Genomic DNA, 24,060 nt, shown 5'->3' on the forward strand with positions numbered 1-24,060 from the left:
TAGTTGCCAAGCTAACGGCTCAGTGAATGCGCCGTGATATCGAGCCACAGATGTCTCTCTCGGGACGGCTCCTGCTGCCTACCGTCAGTGACAACCACGTGTTGGATCCGCAACTCGGGGGGCGTATGAGCTACGCGCCCGAACGATGGAATCGTCTGTGAGCTTCGCGGAGATTAAGGCGAAGGAAGTTCCCGCCTTGGTTTTCGAATGAGACTCGCCGCAGGCCATGCGTAACGAGCGGTGCGCTGCCGACACTGACTTCGATTACCACGTCCGAGGGCATGGATCTGTTGAAAGCGAGGAGATCCGCCCTCTCTGCTTGCGCTTGCACGCTGGAAACGCGATAGGTTCGAGGTTTTCCACATCCTCTGGCTGATCGGACAGTCTGGGTACTGTTCTCGCGGAATCGCTGTCAGGCCAGGCCGACAGGTCGTCGGCACTGGCCGGGCAATCGATATCAAAACGGTATCGAATCGTTCCAGACACGCTCTACGTAGTCAGGGAGGAGGTAAAACGGTGTTTCCGGGATAACCGGCATTGCACGAATCTCGGCAATCACGACAGCGTCTCCTGTTCCTCTCGCATTCGCCTCCTCAACCATTGCTTCATCGCCCTCGACAGCGTTGGTATCGCTTGTCTGGATAGTGCCACTACGTACATCGTCGATGAAATCGTTCCCGTACGCGGTCGGGTTCCATTCGTACTCGACCAGCCACATCTTCTCTCCTACCAGAAAAACAATCGGGATAAAGTTGCGGAACTTGAGCAGCAGCTCGTCATTGCGCAGAACCGGGATTGCTATTCTCCCCTCCGACAGCGCAAGATAGTGCTCAGGTTGCTCACAACTAGTGTCGACAAGCCTGGCAACGCGGGCACCCTGAATGAGAAAATCCAACGTAGTGTCTTCTGGCATCCTCATAACAAGCACATATCTCTCGGACGTAAGCGAGTACAGCTCCTCGCTAAACGCGCGTCGTTTGACAAGAAAAGCCGTTCCAAGAGGAGCATCGTTCACCTTGCCCCAGTCGGACCACCGACCGCACTGTTCCGTGAGTCTCGTGTGAAGCGCGATGCGCGCATTGTTATGACGGTTTGAGTGTCTCAGGCGCAGGAAGCGGTCAACAAGCAATGCAACCATCGTTGGCAAATCCTCGGTATGTGTCAAACGCCCGCTATCGATGTCACTTGCGACACCTGGGAAATACGATTCCGTGTCGACGTCAGACAGCTCGTATATCTCCTCGCGGTCGCCCCCCTCTTCGAGACGAAACGGCATCACCAGAGAGGTCTGCAATGACCAGAAATAGCTTATCAAGTACCTTTGCGCGAGGGCTCTCGCCGCTGAGAATCTTCCACAGTATTCCAGTAGTTGCTGCTTGAACACGTCATATGCGCCAATCCGAATCACACATCGATGCAAATTTGGGTGGTCGTCCTTCAGCCATTGCTCGAGAAGCGAAGCATTAATGTTTCTGTAAAAAATCCACCGACCTTCGTTGACGCGAATCAGTTCATTCACGTAGTCCATCGCGCTTCGAACCAGATACTCAGCCTCAGCTTCTTGACTACGTAGCGCATCTACGACACTGGCGCTGCTGCCCGCTTGCTCGGGCTTGTTGAAATCGAGCGAACCGTATTCGTTTGGTGAGTTTTTCATGTCTGCGAGTTGAGTACGAAAAGCAAGTATTTCACCCAGTTTTATCCGCCCTCACGAAGGCTGACCCCGCCTCCATCCAGCGAGGCCGTCAGCGAGGTCATTAAATCACGTGTTCAATGCCCGTTCGCCCTCTGTCCGCCGTCGACGCCTCCGGCAGAATCTAGAGAAGCGAGAGACTTTTGCTGCACGCGACCTAAGACCTCCCTCGTCGAAACAAGGTAATCCGTCGCGTTCCTGCTTCATGCGTCGCGCCCAAAACTTCACGAGGCGAACCACTTGCGCGAAGTGTGTCGGCTGCGCCTGCTTTCGTTTACGTGCAAACTCGAGGTGTAATCGTCGCAAACCAGCTTGCCCTGCCAGCCGGCAAGGAAGGTGCGGGCGTGTTCACCCGCACGACTGTTGGCGAAGTCATAGACCACGCCGCGCAGTGTGCTGAACTGCGCCGGTGTATACGCCCAGAGGTAGCTCAACGGCGATTTCGCGAAGCTGCTGAACCGCGCGCACGCCGCCTTGGCTTCCCCAGCTCACGAAGCCGATGGGCTTGCGATTCCACGCGGGGTATACCCAATCGATTGCGTTCTTGAGGACGGCGGGGGGGGCCGAAGTTGTATTCGGCCGTTGCCACTACGAAAGCGTCGGACGTTCCGATCTGTTCGGTCCAGCGACGCACAACCTCATTGTCGTAGGGAGCACGCCCAGGCATGCCCGGCGGGACCGCGTTGTCGAACAGGGGCATCGGATAGTCACGCAGGTCCAGCAAACGTACGGGCACGCAGATCTACGTGCTCGACATGAGCAACAACAAGCTGATCGTGCGCGCCGACGAAACGCCCGCCAGCGCGGGCGCGACCGTCGCGCCCGGCCTGATCGACCGGATCACGCATAACAACGAAACCCTTGGCGAGCCGAACGGCTTCGTCAGTTTCGAAGGCCAGGACCGTGCAGGCTATTTCGCCGCGTACACGCGGATTCCCGGTACGACGTGGTTCGTGGTCAGCACGATCCCGGAGAAGAAGCTGACAGCCGAAGCGCAATCCGTGCGCAACCAGATCGTGCTGGTCGGCATTTCGGGCTTTCTGCTGTCCATCTTCTTTGCCTACTTCATCTCGCACAGCATTTCGGCGCCGCTGAAAAATCTGGTGCGCAAGATGCACGACACGGGCAGCGATGCAGGCGCCGAAGCCGGCGCGCTCGCCGAAGAGGCGCATGCCGACGGCGACGGCCAGGACGAACTGGGCAGGCTCGAACAGCGGTTCGAAAGAATGCGCGCGGCGATACGGCAGAAAATCCAGAAGATCAACGAGATCAACGCGTCGCTCGAACAGACTGTGGCCGAGCGCACGGCCGAACTCGTCAGCCGCGAACTGGAGTCGCGGACGCTGATCGAAAATTCGCCGGACACGATCACGCGCTACGACCGCGACCTGCGCCGCACGTATGCGAACCCGGCGTTTTGCTCGTCGGCGGGACGCAGCCTCAGTGAAGCGCTCGGCAAGCGGCCTTCGGAGATACCGGGCGGCGCGAACGCGCTGACCTACGAGCGCAAGATCAGCGAAGCGATCTCGAGCGGCAAGAGCGGGCAGTTCGAACTGCGCTGGGTCAGCAAGGACGGCCAGGAGCAGTGCTCGCATATCCGTCTCACGCCGGAGGTCGATCCCTCCGGCAACGTGAATTCGGTGCTGGCCGTCGGACGCGACCTGTCGGACCGGATGGCGTTCGAAGCCGCGATCTGGCAGCAGGCCAACTTCGACACGCTGACGCAGTTGCCGAACCGGCAGATGTTCCAGAACCGACTCGAACAGGAAGCGAAGGTCGCGCAGCGCTCCGGACACCGGATGGCCTTGATGCTGATCGATCTCGACCGCTTCAAGGAAGTCAACGATTCGCTGGGTCACGATACGGGCGACACGCTGCTGATCGAAGCCGCGCGGCGCATCACATCCTGCGTGCGTGAATCGGACACCGTCGCGCGTCTGGGCGGCGACGAGTTCACCGTGATCCTGCCGGACATCGACAACGCAGGCAGCATCGAGCGGATCGCACGGACCATCATCGCCACGCTGTGCGAGCCGTTCGCGCTCGGCCCGGACGAGGCGTTCATCTCGGCGAGCATCGGCGTCACGGTGTATCCGGACGACGCGCGCGAACTCGATGTGCTCTTCAAGAACGCCGATCAGGCGATGTACGCGGCCAAGAACGCGGGCCGCAACCGCCTGAACTACTTCACGCCGGACCTGCAGGTCGCGGCGGAAAAGCGCCTGCGTCTGACGAGCGATCTGCGCACCGCCTTGCCGCACGATCAGTTCCGCCTCTACTACCAGCCGATCGTCGATCTCGCGACGGGCGACATCTTCAAGGCCGAGGCGCTGATCCGCTGGCTGCACCCCGAGCGCGGCATGGTCAGCCCGCTCGACTTCATTCCGCTGGCGGAAGACACGGGCCTGATCGTGCCGATCGGCGATTGGGTGTTCAGACAAGCGGTGCAGCAGGCAAAGCTGTGGCGCACGCGCTTTCATCCGTCGTTCCAGATCAGCGTGAACATGTCGCCCGTGCAGATTCGCCAGGACAATCAGCTCGGCGCGCAATGGTCCGAGTACCTGAATCGCGAGGGCATGCCGGGGCAGAGCATCGCGATCGAAATCACGGAAGGCCTGCTGCTGCACGCCGACCTGAATATCGACGAGCGGCTCGCGACGTTCCGCAACGCGGGCATCCGCATTTCGATCGACGATTTCGGCACGGGTTATTCGTCGCTCGCGTATCTGAAGCGCTTTGATATCGATTTTCTGAAGATCGACCGGTCTTTCGTGCAGAACCTGGACTTCGACGCCGACAATCAGGCGCTATGCGAAGCGATGGTCGTGCTCGCGCACAAGCTCGGACTGAAGGTCATCGCGGAAGGCGTCGAAACCGTCGAGCAACGCGACTTCCTGACGGCCGTCGGTTGCGACTTCGCGCAAGGCTTTTTGTATTCGCAGCCGGTCCCGGCCGATCAGTTCGAAGCGCTCGTCTGGCCGCGTATCGAAGAAAGCATTTGACGAACGCGATGGCGTAGCCGCGCTTTATTGCTTGACGCGCGCGACCACGGCGTCGGCAACCTGCGCGGCTGCCTGCTTGATGTCGGCCTGTTCGTCGTTGCCCGCCATCACGTAGCGCGCTGCCGCAACGTACGGATTGAGCTTGATGATCGCGCCGGGCGCATGCTTGTCGGATTGCCCTTCGACGGTCTGATAAAGCGGCGCAGGCGACTCGACGGGCAACGCGTCGATGGCGACGGCAAGCTCGATCTTGCCCTGTCCCGCGCCAGAACCGACGACAGCACGCCGCACGCGGTTGCCTTCGTCGACGGCCAGAAACACGCCGCGCACCAGCCAGCCTTGCGCGGGCAGCGGCGACCCGGCAGGAAGACGGCGCGCATCGATGCCGTCGCGCTGCAGATCGCCGACCAGCGTGTCCGCCATGCTGGCGACGAGCGCCTGCGACTTCTTCTGAGGATCCTGCTCCGTCAGATGCAGCGGCGACACCGCGCCCGCAAACCGGCGCGCGCGGCTCACACGGCTTTGATCGGGCGTGATATTGGCCGCATCGAGTTCGAAGTCCGACACGTAGACGACGGGCGCTTTGGCGCTTTCCACGCCGCCTTGCTGGCCCGAAGCAACGGACGCGAATGCAGCGAACCAGCACACTGCAACGAAGCCTTTCCACCTTCGATTGTTCATCGCGGTCTCCTGATCGTGGCGATCATGCGGAAACTGTTTGCGCCATCGACGAATATACGCCGGCTGCGCCCGATGCACCCACGAGCGGCCCGATCACATCCGCAGAATCAGGCAAGACTTCCAGAGTTTTTGGACAACAGAAACAGCCCGCTTTGAGCCACACTGCGACACGCAAGCGCGCAACGCTGCACAGCGCGCGCGCATAACCAGAACCCGCCCGGAGTCATCGATGTCCACCACTCTGATTCTCAACGGCAAGTCCACGACGCTGGACGCCGATCCCAACATGCCGCTGCTCTGGGCGATCCGCGAAGTCGCGGGCCTGCACGGCACGAAATTCGGTTGCGGCATGGCGCAATGCGGCGCATGCACGGTGCATCTCGAAGGCCAGCCGATCCGCTCCTGCATCACGCCGCTGTCGGCTGTCGAGGGCCGCCACATCACCACGATCGAAGGTTTGCAGGGCAAGCCCGCAAAGGCCGTGCAGACCGCGTGGGTAAAGCTGCAAGTGCCGCAGTGCGGCTACTGCCAGTCCGGACAGATCATGTCCGCTGCCGCGCTGCTCGCGCAAAACCCCAAGCCGACGGACGCCGACATCGACGCCGCGATGAGCGGCAACATCTGCCGCTGTGCGACCTATACGCGGATTCGTGCGGCGATCCACGACGCCGCCAGCACGATTCAGGGGTGAGCGATGACGACCGATACCGTTGACATTCAGCGTCCGGCGCGGCGTTCGTTTCTGAAAGGCGCGGGCACGGCGGCCGCGCTCGCGCTCACCATCGGCTTCGAATGGACCGTGACGTCGCGGCGCGCGATTGCCGCGCAAGCACCCGGCGCCGCGTTCACGCCGAACGCCTTCCTGCGCGTCGGCGCCGACGACAGCGTGACCGTGATCGCCAAGCACGTCGAAATGGGCCAGGGCGCGTACACGGGCATCGCGACGATCGTCGCGGAAGAACTCGATGCGGACTGGTCGCATGTGCGCGTCGAAAGCGCGCCCGCCGATGCGAAGCGCTACGCGAATCTCGCCTTCGGCACGATCCAGGGCACGGGCGGCAGCTCGGCCATGGCCAATTCGTGGATGCAGCTGCGCGATGCGGGCGCGAAAGCTCGCGCGATGCTGGTGACGGCAGCGGCACAGCAATGGAAAGTGCCCGCGTCCGGGTTGCGCACCGAGCGCGGCGTCGTCTATCACGACGCGAGCGGCCGGCATGCGACGTATGGCTCGCTGACCACGGCGGCGGCGGCGTTGCCCGTGCCGGAGAACGTGACACTGAAGGATCCGAAGGACTTCAGGCTGATCGGCAGTCAGGCGCCGCGTGTCGACGTGCCGCCGAAAACCGACGGCACCGCGCAATTCACGCTCGACGTGACGTTCCCCGGCATGCTCGTCGCCGTGATCCAGCGGCCGCCGCAATTCGGCGCGACGGTGCGTTCCTTCGACGCGTCGGCGGCGAAAGCGGTGGCCGGTGTGGTGAACGTGGTGCAGGTGCCGCGCGGCGTGGCTGTCGTCGGGAAGAGTTTCTGGGCCGCGAAGCAGGGACGCGACGCACTGAAAGTGGAGTGGGACGACACGAACGCCGAGAAGCGCAGTTCGGCGGACATCATGGCCGAATACCGCAAGGCCGCCGACAAGCCCGGTCTGCCCGCGCGCACGGAAGGCGATGCATCGAAGGCAATCCAGGGCGCGGCGCGCAAGATCAGCGCGAGCTACGAATTCCCGTACCTCGCGCATGCGCCGATGGAGCCGCTCGATGCCGTCGTCAAGCTGACACCCAACAGCTGCGAAATCTGGGCGGGCGACCAGTTCCAGACTATCGATCAGGCGAACGCGGCGCGCGTCGCCGGTCTGCAGCCGCAGCAGGTCAGCATCCACACGCTGTATGCGGGCGGCAGCTTCGGACGGCGCGCGAATCCGGGTTCGGACTATATCGTCGAGGCTGTGTCGATCGCCAGGGCGCTCGGCGCGAACGGCACGCCCGTCAAGCTGCAATGGACGCGCGAAGACGACATCCACGGCGGCCTGTATCGCCCGATGTATTTCCACAAGCTCGAAGCGGGCCTGTCGCGCGACGGCAAGCTGGTCGGCTGGCAGCATCGGATCGTCGGACAGTCTATCGTCGCCGATACGCCGTTCTCGGGACTGATCAAGAACGGAATCGACGGCACCTCGGTGGAAGGCGCGGCGAACATCGCGTATGCGATTCCGAACCTCTCCGTCGAACTGTCGACGATGCGCACGGGCGTGCCCGTTCTGTGGTGGCGCGTGGTGGGCAGTTCGCACACGGCCTTCGCGGTCGAAGCGTTCATCGACGAAGCCGCGCACGCGGCCGGGAAAGACCCGTACACGTTCCGGCGCGATCTGCTCGAACACGAGCCGCGCATGCGCGGCGTGCTCGATCTCGCCGCTCAGAAAGCGGGCTGGAGCAATGCGCCCCTGCCGCCCGGCAAAGGGCGCGGCATCGCCGTGGCCGAAGCGTTCAAGACCTTCGTCGCGCAGGTGGCCGAGGTATCCGTCGACAAGGACGGCAAGGTGAAGGTCGATCGTGTGGTCTGCGCGGTGGATTGCGGCACCGCCATCAACCCGGATGTGATTGCGGCGCAGGTCGAAGGCGGTATCGGCTTCGGTTTGGGCGCGGCGTTGTACGGCGCGATCACGCTGAAGGACGGGCGCATCGAGCAGAACAACTTCGACGGCTATCGCGTGCTGCGGATCGACGCGATGCCGAAGGTCGAAGTGCACATCGTCCCGTCGACGCTGCCGCCAACGGGCATCGGCGAGCCTGGCGTCGCGCCTGTCGGCCCCGCCGTCGCGAATGCGATTTTCGCGGCCACGGGCAAGCGGGTTTATGCGCTGCCGTTCTCGACGGAGAACCTCGCCTGAGGACGCGAGTCCGCGCCTTCAGTCAGCGATATAGTCAGCGATAGTCAGCCATCAGGCGGCGGGCAGCCGGCCCGCCGCATCCGGCTTGATTACTGCCCGAAGAAAACCGGCTTCGGATTGCCGTCCGTCGATGTCGACGCCGGCGCACCCATCTGCATCGTGCCGCTCGGCGCGACGCCGCCTACTGCTGTCTGTTCCAGCGGCTGCCCGCCAGCCGACGCCCTGGCTTCGGCTGCCTGAATATCCGCGGGATAAGACGCGTCGTCCGCTACGGGGCGATAGCCCGCCTGCTCGACGCGTTGCAGATCATCGCGAACCTGCGCGCGCGTGACCTGGCCCTGGTCGGCCTGAGCAAAGGAAAGTGCCGGCGCAGCCAGCGCACACGATACGACTACGGCTTGAATCAGTGCTTTCATGATGGTTCACCTGCATGTGAGTCCTCGACCAGCGCCACATCCATAAAGACGTGGCCCCAATGCCCTTCGCCGCCTTTCCCTGCTTGTCGGTTTCGGTCCCGCCAGCCATGTGGCTGCCGGTCGCAAAGGGTTAACGCCATTGTGTGCACTGACGGCTGACCTAACCCTGTCTCTCAGATGACAAATCGGTCATTTACGCAAATGACATCGTTTCGAGCCGTTTATGCTCGGCACCAGATGTCAAATTCGTAATGTCACAGTCACGGATGAGTAAGTGCCCCGCCGCCACACTGCGATCCCATGAAATGCCCGGGCGCGATCCGCGTTCGGGCAATCCGGCAGATCATCGTCCAAGGAAACGTCATGTGGATCGTCAAACTGGCCCTGCGGCGGCCCTACACTTTCATCGTGCTGGCCGTGCTGCTCTTCATCGTCGGGCCGATAGCGATCCTGCGTACGCCGACGGACATCTTCCCGAACATCGACATTCCCGTCGTCAGCATCGTCTGGTCGTATAACGGCTTTTCCGCCGAAGACATGGCGCACCGGATCACGTCGAACTACGAGCGCGCGCTTACGACCGACGTCGACGATATCGAACACATCGAATCGCAATCGCTGAACGGCGTGGCCGTCGTGAAGGTGTTCTTCCATCCGGGCGCGGATATCAACCGCGCGATCGCCCAGGCCGCTTCGAATTCCGCATCGATCCTGCGCGTGCTGCCGCCCGGCACGCTGCCGCCGAACATCATCACCTACAACGCGTCGACGGTGCCCGTGCTGCAACTGGGTCTTTCGAGCAACACGCTGCCCGAACAGACGCTCTACGACCTCGGCAACAGCTTCATCCGCACGCAGCTCGCGACCATTCAAGGCGCAGCGGTGCCGCTGCCATACGGCGGCAAGATCCGCCAGATCATGGTCCAGCTCGATCCAAAAGCGCTGCAGGCAAAAGGCCTCGCGCCCGCCGACGTGGTCAACGCGGTCAACGCGCAAAACCTGATTTTGCCTGGCGGCACCGCGAAGATCGGCTCGCGCGAATACAACGTCGAGATGAACGGCAGCACGAGCACCGTCGCGGCGCTCAACAATCTGCCCATCAAGACGGCGAACGGCAGCGTCGTCTATGTGCGCGACGTCGCGCATGTGATCGACGGCTATGCGCCGCAAACGAACATCGTGCGCAGCGACGGCAAGCGCGCGGCGCTGCTGCAAATCGAAAAGACGGGCAGCGCGTCGACGCTCACGATCATCCAGCAGGTCAAGGCGATGCTGCCGAAGATCGCTGCAGGCCTGCCTAGCGCGTTGAAAATCACGCCGCTCTCCGATCAGTCCGTGTTCGTGAAGTCGGCGATTTCGGGCGTCGTGCGCGAAGCGTTGATCGCGGCGTGCCTGACGGCCGCAATGATCCTGCTGTTTCTCGGCAGCTGGCGCGCAACGTTGATCATCGCCGTGTCGATTCCGCTTGCCGTGTTGACCTCGCTGATCGCGCTGGCCGCGCTCGGGCAGACGATCAACATCATGACGCTCGGCGGACTCGCGCTCGCCGTCGGCATTCTCGTCGACGATGCGACCGTGGCCATCGAAAACATCACGCATCACCTCGAAAAAGGCGAGGCGCTGCACGACGCCATATTGAACGGCTCCGGCGAAATCGCCGTGCCGACGTTCGTCTCGACGCTGTCGATCTGTATCGTGTTCGTGCCGATGTTTTTGCTCTCGGGCGTCGCGCGTTATCTGTTCGTGCCGCTGGCGGAGGCCGTCGTGTTTGCGATGTGCGCGTCGTACTTCTTCTCGCGCACGCTGATCCCGACGCTCGCGATGTATCTGATGCGCGCGCCGTCGAAGAACGGTCAACTCGCGCAAGGCCGCTTTGCGATTTTCGCGCGCTTTCAGGCGCGCTTCGAGCATTGTTTCGAAGCGCTGCGCCACGGTTATCACAACGTGCTGCAACGTGCGATTGCGAGCCGCCGACGCTTCATCCCGATCTATCTCGCGCTGTGTTTCGCGTCGCTCGCGCTGATTCCGTTTGCGGGCCGCGACTTCTTTCCCGCAGTCGATACGGGCGAAATCAAGCTGCATCTGCGCGTGCCGACGGGCACGCGTATCGAGCAGACGGCGCGTATCACCGATGAAGTCGAAGCGAAAATCCGCAGCGTGATTCCGAAGTCGGAACAGGCGGCCGTGCTCGATAACATCGGCGTGCCCGTGAGCGGCATCAACCTGACGTACGACTCGTCGGACCCGATCGGCTCGGAAGACGCCGACATCCTGATTACGCTCACACCCAATCACAAGCCGACGGCGCAATACGTCGCGCAGTTGCGCAACGTGCTCACGCAGGCGTTTCCCAGCGTGACGTTCGCGTTCCTGCCCGCCGATATCGTCAGCCAGATTCTGAACTTCGGCCTGCCCGCGCCGATCGACGTGCAGATTGTCGGCAACAAGCTCGAGCAGAACCGTGCCGTCGCCAACAAGCTGCTCGCGCAGATGCGCGGCGTGCGCGGTCTCGTCGATGCACGCATCCAGCAGCTCGGCGACGAACCGGCCATCGATATCGACGTCGATCGCACGAAAGCGATTCAGGCCGGGCTGACGCAAAAAGACGTCGCGCAGAACATGCTGATCGCGCTGTCGGGCAGTTCGCAGACAACGCCGAATTTCTGGCTCGATCCGAAGAACGGTGTGAGCTATCCGCTGGTGACGGAAGTGCCGCAGTACGACATTGACTCGCTGCAAACGCTCACCAACATTCCGTTGACGACCGACAAGGTGAGCGTCAATCCGCAGAATCAGCTTGGCACGCTCGGCACGACGTCGCGCAGCACGCAGCAGGCGGTCGTGTCGCACTACAACGTGCAGCCCGTGCTCGATATTTTCGCGTCGACGCAAGGACGCGATCTGGGCAGCGTCGCCAGCGACGTTACGAAACTCGTCGACAACGCGCGCGCTCAATTGCCGCCTGGCTCGTCGATCGTGATTCGCGGCCAGGTGCAGTCGATGAACGAGTCGTTCGCGGGTCTCGGCGCGGGTCTCGTGTTCGCGATCGCGCTCGTCTATCTGCTGATGGTGGTGAATTTCCAGTCGTGGCTCGACCCGCTGATCATCATCAGCGGCCTGCCGGGTTCGCTCGCGGGTATCGCGTGGATGCTGTTCGCCACGCACACGACGCTCAGCGTCCCCGCGTTGACAGGCACGATCCTGTGCATCGGCATTGCGACGGCGAACAGCATTCTCGTTATCAACACGGCGCGCGAGTCGCTGGCGGGCGGCATGGAGCCGCTTGCCGCCGCGCTCGATGCCGGCTTCAACCGCTTCCGCCCCGTGCTGATGACGGCGCTCGCGATGCTGATCGGCATGTTGCCGATGGCGCTCGGCCTCGGCGACGGCGGCGAACAGAACGCGCCGCTCGGACGCGCGGTGATCGGCGGCCTGGCGATCGGCACGGTGTCGACGCTGATGTTCGTGCCCGTCGTGTTTGGCCTGGTGCACGCGTGGCTCGCGAAACGCCGCGCGAAGAAGGCCGCCGATTCCGGCGATCACGCCGATCAGGCCGACGTGACCACCCAAGCTCAATAAGGACTTGCCATGACCACGCCCAATCTGCCGACGGGTGGCGAACCCGCTGCCCGCACCGATGTCGTGCCGACCGAACCCGCACTTGCGCGTCGAAAGCGGCGCTATGTGCTGCCCGTCGCGCTTGCCGCCGTCGCAGCCGCGCTGCTCGCCATCGGCATCGCGCCGCGTCTGCAGGCCAGCACGGCGCTGACGAAGCAGGTCGACGCGCAGCGCTATCTCACGGTCGAAGCGCTCACGCCGACACGCGCGCCCGCATCGCAGGAATTGCTGTTGCCGGGCAACGTGATGCCGTTCGCCGATGCGTCTATCTACGCGCGCACGAGCGGCTATATCCAGCACTGGTATGCGGATATCGGCGCAAAGGTGAAAGCGGGTCAAACGCTCGCCGACATCGACACTCCCGAATTAGACGCGCAACTGCGTCAGGCGCGCGCCGACGAGGCGACCGCAAAAGCCAACTACACCTTCGCGAACAGCACCGCGCAGCGCTGGCAGACGATGCTGCAGACGCAGTCCGTTTCGCAGCAGGACGCCGACGCGAAAACGAGCGACAGCGCGGCGAAGCTCGCCGCGTGGCAGGCGGCGCAAGCGAACGTCGCGCGGCTCGCCGAACTGGTGTCGTACGAGAAAGTGACGGCGCCGTTCGACGGCGTGATCACCGCGCGCAACGTCGACGTCGGCGCTCTTGTGACGGCGGGCGGCTCGCCCGGCATCGCGGCCACGGGCGGCGAGCTGTTTCATATCGAGCAGACCGACCGGTTGCGCGTGTATGTCGACGTGCCGCAAAACGATGCGCAAGGCGTCACGCCGGGCACGAAGGTCTATCTGACGACGCAGCAGTATCCGGAGCGCAAGTTCGACGCGACGGTCGCGCGCAGCGCGGATTCGATCGATCCGGTGAGCCGCACGCTGCGCGTCGAGGTCGACGTCGACAACCGCGACGGCACGCTGTTGCCGGGCGCGTATGCGCAGGTGCATCTCGCGCTGGAAACGGCACATCCCTCGCTCGAAGTGCCCGTCAGCGCGCTGCTGTTCCGGCCTGACGGTGTGACGGTCGCGGTGATCGGCGGCGACGACAAGGTGCAGTTGAAGGCCGTGACCATCGGCCGGGATTTCGGCACGCACGTGGAAGTCGCGACCGGGCTCGCGGCAACCGACCGCGTCATCAACAATCCGGGCGACGCCATCAGCAGCGGCGAAACGGTGCGCGTCGCGCCCGAGAATGGGGCGCCAGGCGCAACGCAGGCGGCGACGCCCGCAAAGCACGGTTAAGCAGAGGCACATCATGTTCAACTTTGGTGGATCGCTGGTTCGCAAGGCGCTCGTCATCGCGGTCGCAAGTGCGTTGACCGCGTGTTCGACGCTGCCGCATTACTCGCAGCCGCAGACGGCTGTGCCCGATCATTTCGCCAGCATGCCGCAAGCTTCCGCCGGCTGGACCCTCGCCGCGCCCGCCGATGCGCAGGCGCGCGGCCCGTGGTGGACGCTCTTCGGCGACGACGAGCTGAACCAGCTCGAAGCGCAGGTCGACGTGTCGAACCAGACCGTGCGCAAAGCCGTCGCGCAACTGCAAGCGGCGCGCGCGATGGTCGACTATCAGCGCGCGGGCTATGCGCCCGTCGTTACGGCAGGCGCATCGGCGCAGCGCTATCGCACGTCGCAGAATGTGGTGCACAAGGGCCTGGCGGGCCATACGGTGCCCGATTTCTCGGCCGGGCTCGCGGCCAGTTGGGAACCCGATCTGTTTGGCCGCGTGAAGGATGCGGCCGTCAATGCCCGCGATAACGCGCAAGCCAGCGAGGCGGATCTGCAGTCGGTGCGCCTTTCCGTCGCCACCGATCTCGCCATCGACTATTTCGATCTGCGCTCGCTCGACCGGCAAAAAAAGCTGCTCGACGATTCCGTGACGGCCTACGCCGCCGCGCTGCGGATCGTGCAGGAGCAGCTGAAGGACGGCGCGATCGATGCGTCGGCTGTCGCGCAGGCGCAAACGCAACTCGAAAGCACGCGCACGCAGGACAGCGACATCGACGTGCAGCGCGCGCAACTCGAGCACGCGATCGCGACGCTGATCGGCAAACCGGCTTCGTCGTTTTCGCTGCCGCCGAAGGTGCAGACCACGGCGCTGCCGCAGATTCCCGCGGGCGTGCCGTCGCAATTGCTCGAACGCCGTCCCGACATCGCCGCCGCCGAGCGGCGCGTCGCGGCAGCGAACGCGCAGATCGGGCAGGCGCGTGCTGCTTTCTATCCGAATCTGACGCTGTCGGCGACCGCGGGTCTCGAAAGCTCGTACTTCGCGCCGTGGCTCACGGCGTCGAGTCTGTTCTGGTCGCTCGGCTCGCAGATCGCGGGCACGCTGTTCGACGGCGGGCGCCGCGATGCCGCGCTCAAGAACGCCAACGCGCAATATGACGGCACCGTCGCCGATTACCGGCAAACGGTGCTGGTCGCCTTCCAGCAGGTTGAAGACCAGTTGTCGTCGCTCAACACGCTGGCGAACGAAGCCGACAGCCAGCAACGCGCGACAGCTGCCGCGGACCTTTCGCTCAAGCTCACGACCAACCGTTATCAGGCGGGCGCCGTCAATTATCTCGACGTCGTCACCGCGCAGACCATCGCCCTTTCAAACGAGCGCACGGCCGAACAGATCGACGCGCGGCGCATCGACGCGAGCGTGCAGTTGCTGAAAGCGCTCGGCGGCGGCTGGAATCGCAGCGCGCTCACGGACGCGGCAGCAACGGACTGACATCGAACGGCCCACGCGTTGTCTCGACTGCAACCCCGGCCACGGTCGTCGTAATATATGGCCATTCATAACGCCGACGGGGAAATCGCGATGCGCAAGCTGTTGTTGTCGGGAATCGTGTTGCCGGGTCTTCTTTTCACGGGCGCAGCGTCCGCCGATGAAGGCAAGGTCGAGGTGATGTACGCAGGTTCGCTCGTGAATCTGATGGAGCGCAGCGTCGGTCCGGCTTTCGAAAAGCAGACGGGCCTGCATTTTCAGGGCTATGCGGCGGGCTCGAACAAGATCGCCAACGAGATCAAGGGCAAGCTGCGGCGCGGCGACGTGTTCATCAGCGCGAGCCCGAAGGTCAACACGGGCCTGATGGGCGCGGCGAACGGCAATCGCGTGACGTGGTACGTGAATTTCGCCGAGTCGCCGCTGATGATTGGCTACAACCCGCAAAGCCGCTTCGCCGCCGACTTCAGGAAGAAGCGCTGGGACGAAGTGCTGCAGGAGCCGGGCATTCGCATCGGGCGCACCGATCCGAAGCTGGATCCGAAGGGCGCATTCACGGTCGAGATGATGACGAAGGCGGCTGAACTCTACAAGCAACCGGATCTCGTTCAGAAGACGCTCGGCGATCCGGAGAATCCGGCGCAGGTGTTGCCGGAAGAGACGCTCGTCGGCCGTCTGCAATCGGGCCAGCTCGATGCAGGCTTCTTCTATTCGACGGAAACGTCGGACCTGAAGATTCCGGCGCTTCGTCCTGCGCTCGAGCTGCAGGCCAAGGCCAGCTACACACTGACGATCCTCACCGACGCACCTAACGAAGCGGGTGCGGTGCGCTTCGTGAACTTCCTGATGAGCGCGTCGGGCCGTGCGTTGCTGAAGCAGCATGGCGTCGACATCGTCAAGCCGGTGGTGACGGGCAACGCGCAAGCCGTGCCGTCGCCGGTGCAAGCCGTCCTCGACGCCGCGCAATGACACGCCTCACCGCCCGGCCGCTGCTGTGGCTCGCTTGCCTGCTCGCCGTCTATCTGTGCGCGCCGTTCGTCGCGAGCATTCCGCAGATCGATCATGCGGACTGGGCGGGCGTCGACTGGCGCGGCACGTGGTCGGCTGTGGGCGTGTCGGCGGGAAGCGCGAGCGTCGCCGCGCTCGCGATCCTGATCGGCGGTGTGCCGCTCGGCTACTGGCTCGCGCGCTCACGCGCGCGCGGCATGGCGCTGCTCGGCTTTATCGTGCAGTTGCCGCTCGCGCTGCCGCCGCTCACGAGCGGCATCCTGCTGCTGTTTCTGCTCGGGCCGTATAGCTGGCTTGGCCGGCTGACAAACGGCGCGCTCACGGATTCCTTCACGGGCATCGTGCTCGCGGAAACGTTCGTGGCCGCGCCGTTCCTGGTCGTCGCGGCACGCTCCGCGTTCGCTGCAATCGATCCTGTCTACGACGACGTCGCCGCCACGCTCGGACATCGCGCGGCAAGCCGCTTTTTCCGCGTGATGTTGCCGATCGCGTGGCCGTCGATCCGCGCCGGTCTGGTGCTCGCGTGGCTGCGTGCGTTCGGCGAGTTCGGCGCGACCGTGATGGTCGCCTATCATCCGTATTCGCTGCCCGTCTATACCTACGTCGTGTTCGGCGGCCAGGGCCTGCCCGCAATGATGCCGCTGCTGCTGCCGACGCTCGTGATCGCCGTGTTGTGCGCGGCGCTGTCAGTGGCATGGCGCGGTGGCCCTGCGCGCCGCTTCGAAATTGCCGAGAATGGCGATGCGACCGATGAGCCCGCCGGGGAAACAGCGCGCCCTGCCCTGCCAGATCCTCGCCTCGCCTTTGCGCTCAAGCGCCATCTCGGCGCGTTCGATCTCGACATCGAATGGAGGCCTTCGACGCGACGGCTCGCGATCATCGGACCGTCGGGCTCGGGTAAATCGCTCGCGCTGAAGCTGATCGCGGGACTCGAATGCAACGAAGCGGGGTTCGTCCGCTCCGGCGACAGGCAACTGGATGCGCTGCCGCCCGAGCAGCGTCATGTCGGCTATGTGCCGCAGGATTACGGGCTGTTTCCGCATATGACGGTGGCGCGCCAGTTGTCGTTTCCCGTCGATGCGGACGCCGCTAGCGCGCGCTACTGGGTCAAGCATCTTGGTCTGTCCGCGCTCACGGCGCGTTTGCCGCGCCAGTTGTCGTTCGGTCAGCGCCAGCGTGTCGCGCTCGCGCGCGCGCTTTCGCGGCACAGCCAGCTTCTGCTGTTCGACGAGCCGTTTTCCGCACTCGATACGCCTCGGCGTCGGCGCCTGCAACAGGCACTGCGCGCGTTGCAGCGAGAGATTTCGGCCGTCACGGTGCTCGTCACGCACGATCCCGACGAGGCCGCGCTGCTCGCGGATGAAGTGCTCGTCATCGAGCGCGGACGCGTGTTGCAGGCGGGAACCGTCGATCACGTCTTCCGGCAGCCTGCCTCATTGCAGGTCGCCGCGCTGCTTGGATTGCACAACGTCGGTGTCGGGACGATACGCGCGCCGGGCATGATCGAGACCGTGTCGGGACTCTCGATCGAGATCGCTGACCGCTCTATTCCTGTTGGCGAAGAGGTGATGTGGCGCGTTGCGCCGTCGTCGATTCGTATCGCGCGCGATGGTGCCTATACGGGCGCTATCGACTCCGTCGAATTGCGGCACGGCGATCTCTTCGCTGTCGCGAGCATCGGCACAATGCGTTTCGACATTGCGTGCGACGGCGAACCTGCGTACCGCGTCGAGCGCGGGCCAGCGCGCTTTGCAATCGATACGCGTGGCGTCAGCGCCTGGCTGAGCGGTGTATGCGTGACGCAGCAAGAACATACGTCGCCGGTTTCTTCGCACGTGTAGCGCCTAGTCGCCCGCTACGAGCGCGGCATCTTCATGCCTGAGCGCGACGGGTAACTGATCGGATTTCGACTGCTCGATGAGCAGATCAACCAATGCGCGCACGTTTGGCGCGAGATTGCGACGACTGCCATACGTAACCGATAGCCCCATCGACGGCAACGGTGTTTCCGGCATCACCTGAACGAGCGAACCGTCGTCCAGATCGTCTTCGACGAGCACGGCGGGCACTAGCGCGACACCCATGCCTTCGATAGCCATACCGCGCAGCATGTCGCTATTGTTCGCGCGGATGTGCGTTGCGTGCGCGGCGTTCGTGTCGAGCCATCGACGCACGGGATCAGGCTCTACGCCTGCCGTGCCGTCGTCGTGCGACAGCAGCACGAGTGGATCGACGTCCGTCAGAGGCGCGCTGCCGTGGATGCCCGGCACGAAGCGCGGCGACGCGACGAGCATCATCTCCAGATGCGCGAACGCGCGCGCGACGACCGAACCGGGATGCGGATAGGTGTCGTTCGTCAACGCGGCATCGAAGCGTCCTTCGACAAGGCTGATGGGGCCGTCCGAGAAGATCACCTGCGGCACCACGAGCGGATAGCGTTCGGTATAGGCGCTCAGCAGTTTCGCGAGATATCGCGCGCCAATGCTGCCTTGCACCGCGATGCGCAAGGTGCCCGACGGCACACCCGTCGCTGCGAGCAGCCCGCCTTCGACGTCGTCTATATCGTCGACGATCGTTCTCACGCGATCCAGAAACAGCCGCCCTGCTTCCGTCAGCGTCACGCTGCGCGTCGTGCGTTGCAGAAGGCGCGCGTCGAGACGCTCTTCGAGCGAAGCCACGCTGCGTGTCGCGACGGCGCTCGATACTCTCAGCTGATCCGCCGCGCCCGTGAAGCTGCCGAGCTCCGCGACCTTTACAAACATTCTGAGTGACTGCAGATAGTCCATCGTTGCGCTTCTGTAGAAGCGTCGACCGCGAAGATCGACGAAGGTCAGATATTCGACTGGACTGTACAAACGTGGCGCGCGCGGATAAAGCGCCCGCGGCTGAATTGACTGTTCATGGCGCTCCGACAATTTCATCGAATGAAATCGTCAGGTGCAGCCGATGGCATGCGTGTGTGTCGTTACTTGAGGGCCTTTCGGATCTTGCGCATGCCGGCAATCGTGCTCTCGAAGACATCCGCGCCGATCTTCGCCTTGAGTCGTCGGCTGATTTGCGCGCTTGCGCCGCTGATCGTTGGGCCGAGCGCTTTGCCTGAGCGCGTCGGATAAACGCCCCACTCGCGTGCGTCGGACGTGCCCTGCCGTCGTTCGACGAGCTTCTTCCTCGAGAGACTATCGATGAGCCGCGTCGCGGTCGGACGCGCGATGCCCAGCCTGTCCGCGATCTCGCTGCCGAGGCAACCCGGTGCCGACAGAACGACGCGCAGCACGTAGCCTTGAGCGGGCGTCATTCCAAGATCGGCATAGACGGCGGCCCATTCACGCTCGACCAGTCGAGCGAGTGCGGACGCGTTGAAATACAGACATTGATCGAACATGAATGCATTCGCGCATGATTTGATTAGCAAGACAACTATATAGACAGGCGTGAGCGGTGTGTACCGCAGATGGGGGTGGCTCGTGTGAGCAGCTGCGTCGGGCGGGTACGGCGTTTGCTGCAATGCCGCCGGATTCTTCGCCGGTAATTGAACAACGTGTATGTGACAGCAAAGCGCCGCGCTCGCGGTTTCGCAACCCATGACGTTCGTCGACATGACCAAGCTACCCGTCTACGCCAGTCTCGCGTACCTGATCTGCAACGCATCGGCAGCCCTGGCGCAAACGCCCTCGCCGCTTGGCGAATGGCAATACTCAGCGGGCATCCCGCTCGAAAAGCTGTTTCAGCCCAATCGACCCACCTGGGAAGCGCGAATTGGCATTGGCGCGACGTTCGAGCCGCGCTACGACGGCTCGGATCGGTATCACACGCTGGTCGGGCCAAGCACCGACATCCGGTACAAGGACCTGGCTTTTCTTTCCACGGGCGAAGGGCTCGGCGTCAATGTGCTTCAGGGCCCCAACTGGCGCGTGAGTATCGCGGCGGTTTATGACCTGGGCAGGCGGGCACACGACGATCCGACGCGGCTCGACGGCATGGGCAACATCAACCCGGCGCCCGAGGCCAAGCTGGCTGGCGAATATGTGATCTCGAAGGAATTTCCGCTTGTGTTCCGGGCCGCAGTGACACGGAGCTTCGGCGGATCGAATGGCTGGGTCGCGGATCTGGGCGCGTACATGCCGTTGCCGGGAAGTTCGGAAAGCTTCTTCTGGTTCGCCGGGCCGTCGGTGACGTTCGCGGATTCCAAATATATGAACAGCTGGTTCGGCGTGAATGCGGCGCAGGCGGCTTCATCCCGATATTCACAGTACGACGCGAGCGCAGGACTGAAATCGGCGGGATTCGGCGTCACGCTGATCTGGTTCGTCAACAAGCACTGGTTTGTGACTGCGGATGGCGCGCTGAAACGGCTGCTCGGCAGCGCTGCGAACAGTCCAATCACACAAACGAAGACGAACGGAGTTTGCGACGTGTCGATCAATTATCAGTTTTAAGTGATTGATCCGATGGGATTTTCTTCATGGATTAGGGTAGGGATTACCTGGAGTTCCTTACTTGTTTTTAGTTCGCTGATTTCTGGCGGTTGTGTTGCGCGCTGCATAGTGAGTTTTGCGCCGCGGTTTTCGTGCTAACGACGAGGCCCGTTTTTTCAGGATAGTGTTCTCGGCGGCGACGATTGCAACGGGTGTTTTCGATCTCTGAGTCGTCGCTGGCCGAGTATTTATCGTAAATAAGCGTGCAGACGGGCTGATGTCCCCACTTGGGGCGGTCGAACTTTGAGCCGCGCTGCACCTGCGTCAGCAATACGCCTGATGTCCCCATCTAGGGTGCTCAAACCAGGAGTGCGTCCAGCGCTTAGCGACTTTCGAAGGATTTTCGCAGCCAGAACGGCTCATGCCGGCCGCTGAGCGCGATTTCCGGGATCGATTGTCCCCATTCGGGGTGTCACCGAAGCGCAATCCACGTCGCGTCTCTAATGTCCCCAGCTAGGGTGGGACGTTTGAAGACGCGGGTACATCCGGTCCACTTATTTACGATAAATACAGCGCCAACGGATACGGCACTGATTGTGGTTTGCGATTTTACGATTTAGGTTCATAGAGTTAGCGAGGGTTCTTTGTGAAGCTTCTGTTCGACGCTGTTATGTGCTGGCGCGCGGGTTAGTTTGCGTATCACCAGTCCTTCAGAGAAAAGCAGCAACAAACCCGGCGTTCGTGTCCCCGTCTGGGGTGTATTGAGGTTTGTATACCGTTTGGTAAACAACGTTTACAGCGTTTACACATCTAAGATCCTTATCCAATAAGGCTTCCCAGCGGTAAACGTCTCCGTTTGGGGTGGCAACCGACCCTGGTCGGGGTGCCATTTCGGACCTAACGTCCCCTTCTGGGGCGTTTAGCGCCCCCAGATGCGGTGGGATTGTCCCCGTCTGCGGTGAATCCACCCGGAACGGTAACGATGTGCCTCGTCGAGCGAAGAGAATCGGGACATTAGTGCCGCTGGACGCGACTGATGTCCCAGACGGTGATTGCAACGTGGGGTCATTTAGAGCACAATCCCGGCATGCCCAGATCCTTGCCGACTGAGGTTCGTACCGAGAGCGTCAAAAAGCACGTAGCCGCCATTCATACGAGCGGCGAGCTTTCGCTGCTGGAGCGAAAGCTGTCCAACGTGCTGTTACTGCATTCGTACGACAACCTTCTGACCACGAGAACTCACCGCCTGCCGGTGCGGACGCTGATGCTCGTGCTCGGCTGGACCGAAAGCGAGAACACGGAAAAGCTTCGGGAGGCGCTCAGACAGCTCGCGACAACGGCCGTTGAATTCAACGTCATGGATGACGGGCGCGAGCGCTGGAGCGTGATGCCGATCCTCTCGTTCGCGGAGATTCGAGCGGGCGTGTGCTCGTACCGCTACGACGAGGCGCTCGCCGAAAAGCTCTACGATCCGTCGATTTACGCAACCGTCAATCTCGGCGTCCAGCGCAAATTCTCGAAGTCGCACGCGTTGACGCTCTATGAGAATTGCCTGCGTTTTCAGAAGGTTGGCTCGACTGGCTGGATCGAGCTGCCGGTGCTTCGGAAGCTTCTGGGCGCGACCCAGGAGTACTACGACGATTTTCGCCGGCTGAACAGCAAGGTGATTCAGAAAGCCGTCAAAGAGATCAACGACGTCTCAGATATCAACGTCGACGTCGAATACCAGCGGATGGGCCGCTCAGTGACGGGCGTGAAATTTCTCATCCGCCAGGGCGCGCAGCAGTCGCTTCTTACACCGGAGACGGAAGACGAGTTCGCACACGTCCGCGACAGCGAGATCTATCGGAAGCTCCGGGCGCACGGCATTGGGGACAAGCTCGCACTGAGTTTCGTCATCGAGGATGAAGAACGAGCCCGGCTCGTCGTGCAGCTGGCCGAAGAGAAAGACAGAAAAGGCCAGATCAAGCGCTCGACGGCGGGCTTTATCCGCACGCTGATTGAGAACAAGGCGGACGTATCTGAGCCGGAATACGAAAAGGACAAGCGCGAAAAGGCTCAGAAGCAGGCCGCGGCAGCGCGTTCGCGAACGCTGGATGCACGCCTGCAGGAGCTGCGGATCGATTTCGATCGCCTTCAGTGCGCGGCCGCCGTCAAGGCGCTGACTCAGGACGAGAAGCGAGCTTTCGCGCGTCAGTTCGTCGAAGGCGACGGTGCGAAGTACGCGCGCGAATTCCGTCCGGACAGTCCGGGGCTGTTCTCGGGCTCGGTTGGCCGCGTGAACTTCGCATCGTGGCTGAGAAATCGCGTGCGTCCTGAATTCGACGCGCCCAGGTTCGACGCGTGGTTATCGGAAAATCACCAGGACATTGCGTTGCAACGGAATTGACCGAAAATCCAAATTTCCGTTGATTTAATGGCTTTCTGTGGAGCCATCTGATATAAGCTGACTGCATCGTCTCTTGCGGATCAGCTAATGAACATCACTATTCAAGACATCGTCGATCAGGCCGCTCGCGCGACTGACATCGTCTCGCAGGTTCGGGGTCGCATGCTGGCGCCGAATGCCCGCAAAAACCCGCCTGTTTTCAACGCTTCACAGCTCGCTGCGCTCTGTGAAGTCGACAAGAGCCAAATCACCTACCGCACTTCGAAGGGCGACCTGCCGCCCGGCACCGTCAACGCGACCGGTTCGCGGCGCGAATTCTCGTTGCCGGAAGCCCGCGAGTGGGTTCGTGCATACCGCGCCAATGCGCTGCGTCCCGAAAACGCGCCGGCGATGACCGTCGCCATCGGTAACTTCAAGGGTGGCGTGAGCAAGACCACGACGGCGATGACGCTCGCACAAGGCTTGAGCTTGCGCGGCCATCGCGTGCTGGTGATCGACACCGATCCGCAGGGCTCGCTGACCACGCTGTTCGGCATTCTTCCCGACACGGAGGTCGAAGAAGATTCGACCATCACCGCGCTTGCGACGGGCGATCAATCGAGCATCGAATACGCGATCCGCGAAACGTATTGGGACGGCATCGATCTCGTGCCCGCGTCGTCGTCGCTGTTTAACGTGGAATTCATCTTGCCGAGCCGCCAGATGAAGGAGCCCGACTTCGAGTTCTGGAACGTCCTGAACACAAGTCTCGAGCAGGCGCGCAGCAACTACGACGTGATCATCATCGATACGCCGCCAGCGCTGAGCTACGGCACCGTCAACGCATTCATGGCAGCGGACGGCCTGATCGTCCCGACGCCGCCCAACGCGCTGGACTTCGCTAGCTCGGCGCAGTTCTGGACGCTCTTCAGCGATCTCGCGTCGAATCTGACGGCGGAAACGAACACCGATAAATCGTTCGAATTCATCCACGTGCTGCTTTCGCGTGTCGATCCGGCCGACGCGGCTGCGGGCGTCGTGCGGGAATGGATTTCCGCGACCTATGCCGAAAAGGTGTTGCCGGTGGAGATTCCGAAGACGGCGGTGACGGCAGCGAGCTCGGCAGAGTTCGGCACCGTGTATGACATTTCGCGCTACGACGGCAATGCGAAAACGTATCGGCGCGCGCGCGAGGCGTATGACCGGGTAACGGAAATCGTCGAGCAATCCATTGTCGCCTTCTGGGCGAAGTCGGAATAAGGGGAGCGATA

Annotated in this window: 17 protein-coding genes and 2 pseudogenes; 11 read left to right on the plus strand and 8 right to left on the minus strand. The window is 62.6% G+C overall.

The window, feature by feature from the left end; translation table 11 throughout:
• Window positions 1-457: 457 nt before the first annotated feature.
• The 4 genes and pseudogenes from FRZ40_RS40810 to FRZ40_RS46410 all read right to left on the minus strand — a co-directional run.
• Window positions 458-1,657, minus strand: coding sequence for a hypothetical protein (locus tag FRZ40_RS40810; RefSeq protein WP_147238075.1), 1,200 nt, complete (start codon window positions 1,655-1,657; stop codon window positions 458-460).
• Between the two features lie 269 nt (window positions 1,658-1,926).
• A pseudogene (locus FRZ40_RS40820) lies at window positions 1,927-2,136 on the minus strand (IS66 family transposase); the annotation flags it as partial.
• Window positions 2,066-2,230 (minus strand): NADPH-dependent FMN reductase, encoded by a 165-nt coding sequence (locus FRZ40_RS46405; protein WP_420873946.1) that lies wholly within the window; start codon window positions 2,228-2,230, stop codon window positions 2,066-2,068. The pseudogene FRZ40_RS40820 and the gene FRZ40_RS46405, both read right to left, overlap by 71 nt.
• Window positions 2,231-2,309: 79 nt before the next feature.
• Window positions 2,310-2,393, minus strand: a pseudogene (locus FRZ40_RS46410) (NADPH-dependent oxidoreductase); the annotation flags it as partial.
• Between the two features lie 46 nt (window positions 2,394-2,439).
• Here FRZ40_RS46410 and FRZ40_RS40830 point away from each other — a divergent pair.
• Window positions 2,440-4,695, plus strand: a complete 2,256-nt coding sequence (locus FRZ40_RS40830) for a bifunctional diguanylate cyclase/phosphodiesterase (RefSeq protein ID WP_338048197.1) — start codon at window positions 2,440-2,442, stop codon at window positions 4,693-4,695.
• 24 nt (window positions 4,696-4,719) lie between these two features.
• On the opposite strand, the gene FRZ40_RS40835 is transcribed toward FRZ40_RS40830, so the two are convergent.
• Complete coding sequence (locus FRZ40_RS40835; RefSeq protein WP_147238076.1) at window positions 4,720-5,376, minus strand: DUF4410 domain-containing protein; 657 nt, start codon at window positions 5,374-5,376, stop codon at window positions 4,720-4,722.
• Window positions 5,377-5,605: 229 nt separating this feature from the next.
• Here FRZ40_RS40835 and FRZ40_RS40840 point away from each other — a divergent pair, with 229 nt between their 5' ends.
• Entirely contained in the window at window positions 5,606-6,067 is a 462-nt protein-coding gene (locus FRZ40_RS40840; RefSeq protein WP_028367367.1) for a (2Fe-2S)-binding protein, read from the plus strand.
• 3 nt (window positions 6,068-6,070) lie between these two features.
• Window positions 6,071-8,263, plus strand: a complete 2,193-nt coding sequence (locus FRZ40_RS40845) for a xanthine dehydrogenase family protein molybdopterin-binding subunit (protein ID WP_147238077.1) — start codon at window positions 6,071-6,073, stop codon at window positions 8,261-8,263.
• An 89-nt stretch (window positions 8,264-8,352) separates the two neighbouring features.
• On the opposite strand, the gene FRZ40_RS40850 is transcribed toward FRZ40_RS40845, so the two are convergent.
• On the minus strand, window positions 8,353-8,679 hold the full coding sequence (locus tag FRZ40_RS40850) for a DUF4148 domain-containing protein (RefSeq protein WP_028367369.1): 327 nt from the start codon (window positions 8,677-8,679) through the stop codon (window positions 8,353-8,355).
• 363 nt (window positions 8,680-9,042) lie between these two features.
• Between FRZ40_RS40850 and FRZ40_RS40855 the strand changes: the two genes are divergently transcribed.
• The 5 genes from FRZ40_RS40855 to FRZ40_RS40875 all read left to right on the plus strand — a co-directional run bounded on the left by FRZ40_RS40855 (window position 9,043) and on the right by FRZ40_RS40875 (window position 17,847).
• The gene (locus FRZ40_RS40855; protein ID WP_147238078.1) at window positions 9,043-12,258 is read left to right on the plus strand and encodes an efflux RND transporter permease subunit; all 3,216 of its coding nucleotides are present in this window, start codon (window positions 9,043-9,045) and stop codon (window positions 12,256-12,258) included.
• 9 nt (window positions 12,259-12,267) lie between these two features.
• The gene (locus FRZ40_RS40860; protein ID WP_147238079.1) at window positions 12,268-13,530 is read left to right on the plus strand and encodes an efflux RND transporter periplasmic adaptor subunit; all 1,263 of its coding nucleotides are present in this window, start codon (window positions 12,268-12,270) and stop codon (window positions 13,528-13,530) included.
• 13 nt (window positions 13,531-13,543) lie between these two features.
• Window positions 13,544-15,004, plus strand: coding sequence for an efflux transporter outer membrane subunit (locus tag FRZ40_RS40865; RefSeq protein WP_147238080.1), 1,461 nt, complete (start codon window positions 13,544-13,546; stop codon window positions 15,002-15,004).
• Window positions 15,005-15,094: 90 nt separating this feature from the next.
• Window positions 15,095-15,967 carry an extracellular solute-binding protein gene (locus FRZ40_RS40870; RefSeq protein WP_147238559.1) on the plus strand — a complete coding sequence of 291 codons (873 nt, stop codon included), beginning with the start codon at window positions 15,095-15,097 and terminating at the stop codon, window positions 15,965-15,967.
• On the plus strand, window positions 15,964-17,847 hold the full coding sequence (locus tag FRZ40_RS40875; protein WP_147238081.1) for an ABC transporter ATP-binding protein/permease: 1,884 nt from the start codon (window positions 15,964-15,966) through the stop codon (window positions 17,845-17,847). The genes FRZ40_RS40870 and FRZ40_RS40875 overlap by 4 nt, the downstream gene beginning before the upstream one ends.
• Window positions 17,848-17,850: 3 nt before the next feature.
• Here FRZ40_RS40875 and FRZ40_RS40880 read toward each other — a convergent pair whose 3' ends face one another.
• Together FRZ40_RS40880 and FRZ40_RS40885 are read right to left on the minus strand one after the other, a co-directional pair.
• Window positions 17,851-18,792 carry a LysR family transcriptional regulator gene (locus FRZ40_RS40880; RefSeq protein ID WP_147238082.1) on the minus strand — a complete coding sequence of 314 codons (942 nt, stop codon included), beginning with the start codon at window positions 18,790-18,792 and terminating at the stop codon, window positions 17,851-17,853.
• Between the two features lie 179 nt (window positions 18,793-18,971).
• A complete protein-coding gene (locus FRZ40_RS40885; RefSeq protein ID WP_028367556.1) occupies window positions 18,972-19,388 on the minus strand; it encodes a MarR family winged helix-turn-helix transcriptional regulator in 417 nt (138 codons plus the stop codon).
• Window positions 19,389-19,602: 214 nt separating this feature from the next.
• Between FRZ40_RS40885 and FRZ40_RS40890 the strand changes: the two genes are divergently transcribed.
• The 3 genes from FRZ40_RS40890 to FRZ40_RS40900 all read left to right on the plus strand — a co-directional run bounded on the left by FRZ40_RS40890 (window position 19,603) and on the right by FRZ40_RS40900 (window position 24,049).
• Window positions 19,603-20,442, plus strand: coding sequence for a MipA/OmpV family protein (locus FRZ40_RS40890; RefSeq protein ID WP_147238083.1), 840 nt, complete (start codon window positions 19,603-19,605; stop codon window positions 20,440-20,442).
• A gap of 1,066 nt (window positions 20,443-21,508) precedes the next feature.
• Window positions 21,509-22,810, plus strand: a complete 1,302-nt coding sequence (locus tag FRZ40_RS40895; protein ID WP_147238560.1) for a replication initiation protein — start codon at window positions 21,509-21,511, stop codon at window positions 22,808-22,810.
• A gap of 87 nt (window positions 22,811-22,897) precedes the next feature.
• Window positions 22,898-24,049 (plus strand): ParA family protein, encoded by a 1,152-nt coding sequence (locus FRZ40_RS40900; protein WP_028367553.1) that lies wholly within the window; start codon window positions 22,898-22,900, stop codon window positions 24,047-24,049.
• Window positions 24,050-24,060 lie beyond the last annotated feature (11 nt).

The sequence above is a fragment of the Paraburkholderia azotifigens genome, from assembly GCF_007995085.1.
GTDB classification, from domain to species: Bacteria; Pseudomonadota; Gammaproteobacteria; order Burkholderiales; family Burkholderiaceae; genus Paraburkholderia; species Paraburkholderia azotifigens.